At 75.7% G+C, this 7,254-nt stretch carries 5 protein-coding genes; 2 read left to right on the top strand and 3 right to left on the bottom strand.

From position 1 onward, the window contains the following. Both ACFVGO_RS15025 and ACFVGO_RS15020 read left to right on the top strand, forming a co-directional pair. Nucleotides 1–1,260: LCP family protein (locus ACFVGO_RS15025; RefSeq protein ID WP_380632097.1), on the top strand; the 1,260-nt coding region annotated here is incomplete at its 5' end. Nucleotides 1,261–1,485: 225 nt separating this feature from the next. Next, entirely contained in the window at nucleotides 1,486–3,087 is a 1,602-nt protein-coding gene (locus ACFVGO_RS15020; RefSeq protein ID WP_359910106.1) for an LCP family protein, read from the top strand. A gap of 60 nt (nucleotides 3,088–3,147) precedes the next feature. Here the strand turns inward: ACFVGO_RS15020 and ACFVGO_RS15015 are convergent, their stop codons facing one another. From ACFVGO_RS15015 to ACFVGO_RS15005, 3 genes are all read right to left on the bottom strand, one after another. Next, on the bottom strand, nucleotides 3,148–3,762 hold the full coding sequence (locus tag ACFVGO_RS15015) for an acyltransferase (protein ID WP_359910109.1): 615 nt from the start codon (nucleotides 3,760–3,762) through the stop codon (nucleotides 3,148–3,150). Between the two features lie 87 nt (nucleotides 3,763–3,849). Next, on the bottom strand, nucleotides 3,850–4,890 hold the full coding sequence (locus tag ACFVGO_RS15010; RefSeq protein ID WP_359910112.1) for a glycosyltransferase family 2 protein: 1,041 nt from the start codon (nucleotides 4,888–4,890) through the stop codon (nucleotides 3,850–3,852). Nucleotides 4,891–5,051: 161 nt separating this feature from the next. Further along, complete coding sequence (locus tag ACFVGO_RS15005) at nucleotides 5,052–7,088, bottom strand: hypothetical protein (protein WP_380632094.1); 2,037 nt, start codon at nucleotides 7,086–7,088, stop codon at nucleotides 5,052–5,054. Nucleotides 7,089–7,254: the final 166 nt, after the last annotated feature.

The following is a 7,254-nucleotide window of genomic DNA, read 5'->3' as shown; positions in this document are numbered from 1 at the left end:
GGCACCCCCCTGGAAAACGCCCCCAAAGAGGACTGCCCGCCGACCGCCCCCCCCCCGGGGGGGACCGGACCCCCACGAGGGCGCCGTTGGTGGGGGATAACCCCCCCCGCCCCCGTCGCGTTCCTGCTGGTCGCCACCGGCGCGCTGCTCTGGATCGCCTACCGCAAGCTGGACGGCAACATCCGCACCGACTCGGCCACCGACCGGCTGCTCGCCCGGCTGGAGGCCGAGCGGCCGAGCCGCACCGCCGGGGCGCGGGGCGCCGAGAACATCCTGCTGATCGGCAGCGACGACCGCTCCGGCGCGAACGCCTCGTACGGCGGCGGGAGCGGCACCGAGCGCTCGGACACCACGATCCTGCTGCACCTGGCCGCCGACCGCAGGCACGCGACGGCGGTCTCGGTGCCGCGCGACGTCATGGTCTCCGTCCCCGCCTGCGAGAAGCCGGACGGCACCCGCAGCAAGCCCGCGCTGATGCAGTTCAACCGGGCCTTCGAGACGGGCGGTCCGGCCTGCTCGATCCGGACCGTCGAGAAGCTGAGCGGCATCCGGATCGACCACTACGTGATCCTCGACTTCAGCGGCTTCAAGACGATGGTGGACGCGATCGGCGGGGTCGAGGTGTGCGTGCCGCAGCCGATCCACGACAAGGACGCCAGGCTCGACCTGCCCGCCGGCCGGCATACCCTGCACGGCGAGCAGGCGCTCGGCTACGTCCGGGCCCGGGAGAGCCTGGGCGACGGCAGCGACACCCAACGCATGGGCCGCCAGCAGCAGTTCCTGGCCGCGCTGATCCGCAAGGCACAGTCGCAGGGCGTGCTGCTGAACCCGGCGAAGCTGTGGCCGGTGCTGGACGCCGCGACCTCCTCGGTGCGGGCGGACGGCGGGCTGTCCTCGCTCGGCGCGCTGTACGACCTCACCCAGGACCTGCGCGGCGTCCCCTCGGCGGACGTGGTCTTCCTGACCGCGCCGCGCCGCCCGTACCGCTACGACTCGGACCGGGACGAGTTCGTGCAGCCGCAGACCGGCCAGTTGTTCGCGGCGCTGCGGGACGACCGGCCGGTCGCCGTCCGGCCGCCCGGCTCCTCGCCCTCGTCGGGCCCGTCCCCGTCCCCGGGCTCCGGCCCGGGGACGGGCCCGACGGCCGAGGCGGCGGCGGCGGTGACGGCCCCGGCGACGGGGACCGCGTCACCCTCCGCGAGCGCCGCGCCCACCTTCGAGGGACGCACCGCCGACGTGGACGCCTGCGCCCCGCACTGAACCGCCGGCCCCCGACCACGCCGGCGCACCCCGGTCCGGCCCCGTCGGCCGATCCGGACGTTTCCGCAATTGCTCGGCCACGAGCGGTATTTATCCCCGCCCTGCCGGAACATGGCGGAGATCACACCGGGAACGACTCCCCCGTTCGGCTCGTCTAGTGTGTCCGGATCGGCCCGTCCGTACGGGCGGTCCGCAGCCGTGACCGGTCGAAGGTAGGGAACCCCCGTGCACGAGGAGCAACCGGAAGGCGGCCGGTACCGGGTCGACCCGGCTCCCGGCGTCCCCCGGCAGCGCCGGCGGGCCGTCGAGGCACCGGCGGCACCGGCCCCGGAGGGCCGCCGGGACAGCCGGCGGCGGGCGGCCGCGCTCGCCAAGCGCAGCCGGCGCCGACGGGCGCTCAAGTGGACGGCCGGGGCGGGCGCCCTGGTGATGGTGGCGGGCTGCGGCGGGGCGTACTACCTGTACCGGCACTTCAACGACAACCTGACCTCGGTCAAGGTCCAGCTGGGCGACGAGTCCGAGCGGCCCCCGGCCGCCGGGGACGCGCTGAACATCCTGGTGATCGGCACCGACAGCCGGGAGGGCCTCGGCCGGGAGTACGGCGACGAGGGCAGCACCGGGCACGCCGACACCACACTGCTGTTCCACATCGCCAAGGACCGCACCAACGCGACGGTGATCAGCCTCCCGCGCGACCTGATGCTGCCGATACCGGAGTGCCAGAACGCCCAGGGGAAGAAGATCCAGGGCTCGGCGCGGGAGGAGTTCAACAACAGCCTCGGCCAGGAGGGGCGCGACGCGGGCTGCACCTGGAAGACCGTCGAGAAGAACACCGGGATCCGGGTCGACCACTTCGTGCAGGTCAACTTCGAGGCGGTGAAGACCCTGTCCACCGCCGTCGGCGGGGTCGAGGTCTGCGCGGCCAAGGACATCAACGACTCCGGCTCCCACCTCAAGATGACCAAGGGCCGGCACGTGGTCCAGGGCGAGGAGGCGCTGGCCTTCGTCCGCACCCGGCACGCGGTCGGCCAGGGCGGCGACCTCACCCGGATCCCGCTCCAGCAGCAGTTCATCAGCTCGATGATCCGCAAGATCAAGAGCGACGACACCCTGACCAGCCCGACCAAGCTCTACAAGCTCGCGGACGCCGCCACCAAGGCGCTCACCGTGGACTCCGGCATCGGCAGCGTGGACAAGCTCAAGGACCTCGCGCTGGACATCAGCAAGGTGGACACCAAGAACATCACCTTCACCACCGCGCCCGTCCTGGACGACCCCAAGGACGAGAACCGGGTGATCCTCAAGCAGCCGGACGCCGGGCAGCTGTTCGCGATGGTCGCGGCCGACCGCTCGCTGACCGAGACCGCCGCCCCGCCGAGCGCCCCGCCCGCCGCCGAGGCCCCGGCCACCGGCGCCGCGACCCCGCCGCCCGCCCCGGCCGCCACCACCCCGCCCGTCTCCGGCAAGGGCGTCCAGCTGACGGTGCGCAACGGCAGCGGCACCCGCGGACAGTCCGGGCCGACCGTGGAGAAGCTCCGGGCGAAGGGCTTCGACAAGGCCGTGGTGGGCAGCGACGCACCGCCCGCCGAGACCACCACGGTGTCCTACCCGTCCGGCCGGGAGGCCGAGGCCCAGGCCCTGGCCGCCGCCCTCGGCCTGCCCGGCGACGCCGTCCGGCCGGCCGCGAAGTCGGACCCGAAGGGCGGGCTGGTGCTGGTGCTCGGCAAGGACGTGCTGGCCGCCGCCAACCCGGCGGCGGTGCCCACCGAGGCGCCCGAGGACCTCCAGCGGGTCCAGGCGGACGACACCGACGTCTGCGCCAAGTAGCCAGGTCCTGTCCGGCCGATCTTGGCGGATCGGTCCGCGGCGAGATCGGCCGGACAGGGCCTAGCCGGGCAGGAGGGTTCCGCCCTCCTCCCGGTACCGCTCGGAGGTCCGGGGGCACTGCCAGCCGCCGTCCCCGGTGGGCCGCAGCGGCTCGCCGGCCCGGCCGACCCAGCCGATCCGGCGGGCCGGGACACCGGCGACCAGCGCGAAGTCCGGGACGTCCCGGTGCACCACCGCGCCGGCCGCGACCAGCGCCCAGCGGCCGACCGTCACCCCGGCGACCAGCACCGCACGGCCGCCGATCGAGCAACCCTGACGGAGCGTCACCCCCTCGGCCCGCCAGTCGTGTTGATCCTTGGGGCGGCCCTCGGGAGTGACCGCGCGGGGGTACCGGTCATTGGTGAGGACGGCGGCCGGGCCGATGAACACCCCGTCCTCGACCACCGCCGGCTCGTACACCAGCGCGTGGTTCTGCACCTTGACCCGGTCCCCGATCCGCACGCCGGGGCCGACGTACGCGCCGCGGCCGATCACGCAGTCCGCACCGACCACCGCGTCCTCGCGGACCTGGGCGAGGTGCCAGACCGCCGTCCCGGCACCGATCGCGGCCCGTTCGTCGACGTCCGCGCTCGGCTCGATCCGGGCCGCGCCCGCCCCGCCCTCAACTGTCGCCATGCGCACCGACGATAGCGGCGCCGCACGGCACCGCGGGCTGCCGGGACGAATCGGCGGGCGCCAGGGCGTGTCGGGCACGCCCCGGGATCAACCCGTCTTCGAGAGCACGTCCTTGGAGGACGGGCCGACGCTGGCGATCACTCTTCGGGCCAGCGAGCGCGGAGAGGTCAGGAAGCCGAAGCCCCAGCTGAGGTGCATGGTCGCGAAGGCCACCGGCAGCAGCGCCCTGGCCTTGAACGACAGCCCCCGGCCCTCGACCGCGGCGCCGCCGAGGATGCCCATCAGGTACGCGCCGGGCACCGCCAGGAAGGCCGGGTGGACGGCGGCGCCGAGCACCAGCCCGAGGACGACCGCCGCCAGGGCGGCCGGCGGGGCGAGGTAGCGCATGTTGACCGAGCCGCGGTGGTAACGGGTGACCACCCGGCGCCAGCGGCCGTAGTCCTTGTACTGCTTGGCCAGCGCCCGCACCGAGGGGCGGGGCCGGTACGTCACCTTGAGCTGCGGGGTGAACCAGACCAGGCCGCCGTCCTGGCGGATCCGGTAGTTCAGCTCCCAGTCCTGGGCGCGGATGAACTCCTCGTTGTAGCCGCCGAGCTTCTCCAGCACCTCGCGCCGGAACACCCCGAGGTAGACGGTGTCCGCCGGGCCGGCCAGGCCGCCGGTGTGGAAGGCCGCGTTCCCGACGCCGATCTTGGAGGTCATCGCGGCGGCGACCGCGTGCTCCCACTCGGTCTCGCCCTCGGCGTGCATGATGCCGCCGACGTTGGCCGCCTCCATCTCGCCGAGCAGCCGGACCGCCGTGGTGATGTAGCCGGGGGTGAGCAGGCCGTGGCCGTCCACGCGCACGACTATCGGGTGCCGTGAGCCCCGGATCGCGGCGTTCAGCCCGGCCGGCGTCCGGCCGGTGGGGTTCGCCACCGTCCGCACCCGCGGGTCCTCGGCCACCAGCTCGGCCGCGATCTCCGCGGTGCGGTCGGTGGAGGGGCCGAGGGCGATCACCACCTCCATCGGCCCGGGGTACTCCTGGTCCAGGATGCGGCGGACCGCCGTGCGCAGGTGACGTTCCTCGTTGAGCACCGGCATGATCACGGAAACAGCCGGCAGCTCCTCAGCAGCCTTGGTGTTCATCGGGGCCAACCGTACCGGTGCGGACGCGTCCCCGTCTTGTCCCGGTCTGGGCGGCCGGGGACGCCTCGCGGCGCGGCACCGGTGCTGTGATCAAGAACACCGTACTCCCCCTTACGCGCGGGCCGGAAGCGGTGTGGATCCGGTGCCGGTCCGGGGTGGGTTCAGAGTGCGTAGTGAGCGACGGTGAACACCGCGTAACCGGTCAGCGCGAGCCGGTTCACCAGGTGCTGGGGGCCGCCCAGCCGGTCCGGCAGGGCCTGCGCCGGCCGCAGGTCGGGGCGGTGGGCGGCGGTGGCGACGGTCCGGGCCACCGCCGCCGGGTCGTACCGCCCGCCCAAGAAGGCGGCCAGCCGGGCCGCCGGGCGGCTGAAGAAGGAGAACTCCCGGCCGCCGCGCAGCCGGATCGTCAGCAGGCTCCGGTGCACCGCCGCCGCCGAGATCTCCGCCCAGCGGTAGCTGCGGGTGCGCAGCGCGGTGGCCACCCGCAGGCCGTCGCGGTCGGCCACCAGTTGCCAGGAGAACGTCTGGGCGCAGGCGTGGATCGCCAGCGAGCCGATCCACAGCGGGCGCACCAGCCCCTCCCACCAGCCGTCGTCGTCGAGCAGCACGACGGCGGCGACGACCAGCAGCGCCGCCAGCGGTCCGGCCGCCGCCCGCAGCGGCAGCGGCATCTCCCAGCGGCAGGCGTCCAGCGGCCGGGCGTCCGAGCCGGCCTCGGGGGCGGCGGCGACGGTCTCGGCGGTCAGCGCGGCGACGGCCAGCTCGCGCTCGCGGTAGCGCCCGGAGCGCCGGCCGAGCCGCGGGGCCCGGGCGACGGGCGCGACCACGGAGGCCACCCGGTGCGGGTCGCCGTCCAGCAGGGCCGGGCGGACCAGGAGCTGCTGGTCGGGGCCGTCCGGGCCGCGGTACAGCACGGCCGGGACGCTGCGGCCGGCCCGGGCCAGCCAGGCGGCGGCCTGGTCCGGGGTGGCGCGCTCGAAGAGCTCGCCGTACTCCTCCTCGGCCGGGTCGTGCGGCGGTCCCGACTCGGGGTAGTCCTCCTCGTAGCCCTCCAGGTCGGGGTGCTCGGGCAGCCAGCCGGGGCCCGGGCGGTCCGGCATGTCCGGGTGGCCCTCCCGGGCCCAGTAGTAGCGCTCCCACTCCTTCAGCCGCCACAGCGCGGGCCCGTCCGCCGGGCCGTCCACCGGGAGCACCAGCAGGTCGCCCTGGGCGTCGGCCCGGACCCGGACGGCCAGGGCCGGAGCGGTGCCCTCGAAGGCCGGCCGGGTGCGGCGGACGTCGTGGGCCAGGGCGGAGCCGAGCAGCAGCAGGCCGGGCAGGGCGAGCAGGCCGCCGAGGAGCGCCCCGCCGGACAGGTCGTAGTCGTCGCCCAGCGCGCGGACCCGGTCGCCGTCCAGCAGCAGCGGGATCGCCTGGCCCGGCTGCGGTCGCTGGGCCCACCACACGTCCAGCTTCGCGGTGGGCCCGGCGGCGGCGCCGGGCGGCGCGGCGACCGTCACGTCACCGCGGTGGGGGTCCTGGTAGTGGACGGTCAGCAGGCCGTCCCGGTCGAACTCCCCCGCGGTGCCGGTGACCCGCACGGCCGCGCCGTCCCGCTCCTCCTGCTGGGACTGCGCCCACAGGCCGTACAACGGCAGCGCGGCGGCGGCGACCAGGAACAGCACGCCGAGCACCCGCCGCCCGACCGGCGCGTGCGGGGGGTGGACGGGCGAGGGCGCGCCGGCGGCCGTCCAGGGGAAGGGGACGGGCGGGGCCATCAGTTCGTCGAGCTGGTGGCGGGCGCGGCGGCGGCCGAGGTCGGCGCCGATCAGGACGGCGGCCAGCAGCAGGTGCAGCAGCACGGCGGACCAGCGGGCGAGCGGGGTGACCAGGCCGTTCGGGAGGTACCAGAACAGGGCCAGGGCGGCGACCGGGACGAGCGGCCGGACGCGGGGCCGGCCGACCAGCAGGACGGCCTCGGCCAGCAGCGTCCAGAGGGCCAGGGTCTCGCCCCAGGTCTCCCGGCAGATGCCCTGGGCGTTGCAGGCCCCTCCGCTGTCCGGCTCCACCGCGGCGGCCAGGGCCAGGAAGGCGACCGGCAGCAGCGCGAGCCACCGGCTGTCCAGCCGCCAGGCGGTCCGGGCGGCGCGCCAGCGGGTGGCGGCGGCACTGGTGAGGGGCGCGGCGCTGGGCAGCGGCGGGGCGTCCGAGGGGAACATCGGACGATCATCCCAGCCCGGGGGAAACGGAACGCACCTCGGCGGCGGCCTCCCGGCAAGGGGCGGGGAACGGCACCGGGGGGGGGGGGGGGGTCCCCCCCCCCCCCCCTCCCCCCCCCCCCCCCCCCCCCCCCCCCCCCCCCCCCCCCCCCCCCCCCCCCCCCCC

This window comes from Kitasatospora sp. NPDC057738 (assembly GCF_042798815.1).
GTDB classification, from domain to species: Bacteria; Actinomycetota; Actinomycetes; order Streptomycetales; family Streptomycetaceae; genus Kitasatospora; species Kitasatospora lactacystinica.
Note: the sequence above shows the minus strand (reverse complement) of the source record. Positions and strands in the feature narration are given on the sequence as shown.

What these genes read in the sequence shown, in the direction of transcription:
- ACFVGO_RS15010 (WP_359910112.1), bottom strand. Translation starts at nt 4,890, where the DNA reads ATGAACACCAAGGCTGCTGAGGAGCTGCCGGCTGTTTCCGTGATCATG.
- ACFVGO_RS15015 (WP_359910109.1), bottom strand. Translation starts at nt 3,762, where the DNA reads ATGGCGACAGTTGAGGGCGGGGCGGGCGCGGCCCGGATCGAGCCGAGC.
- ACFVGO_RS15005 (WP_380632094.1), bottom strand. Translation starts at nt 7,088, where the DNA reads ATGTTCCCCTCGGACGCCCCGCCGCTGCCCAGCGCCGCGCCCCTCACC.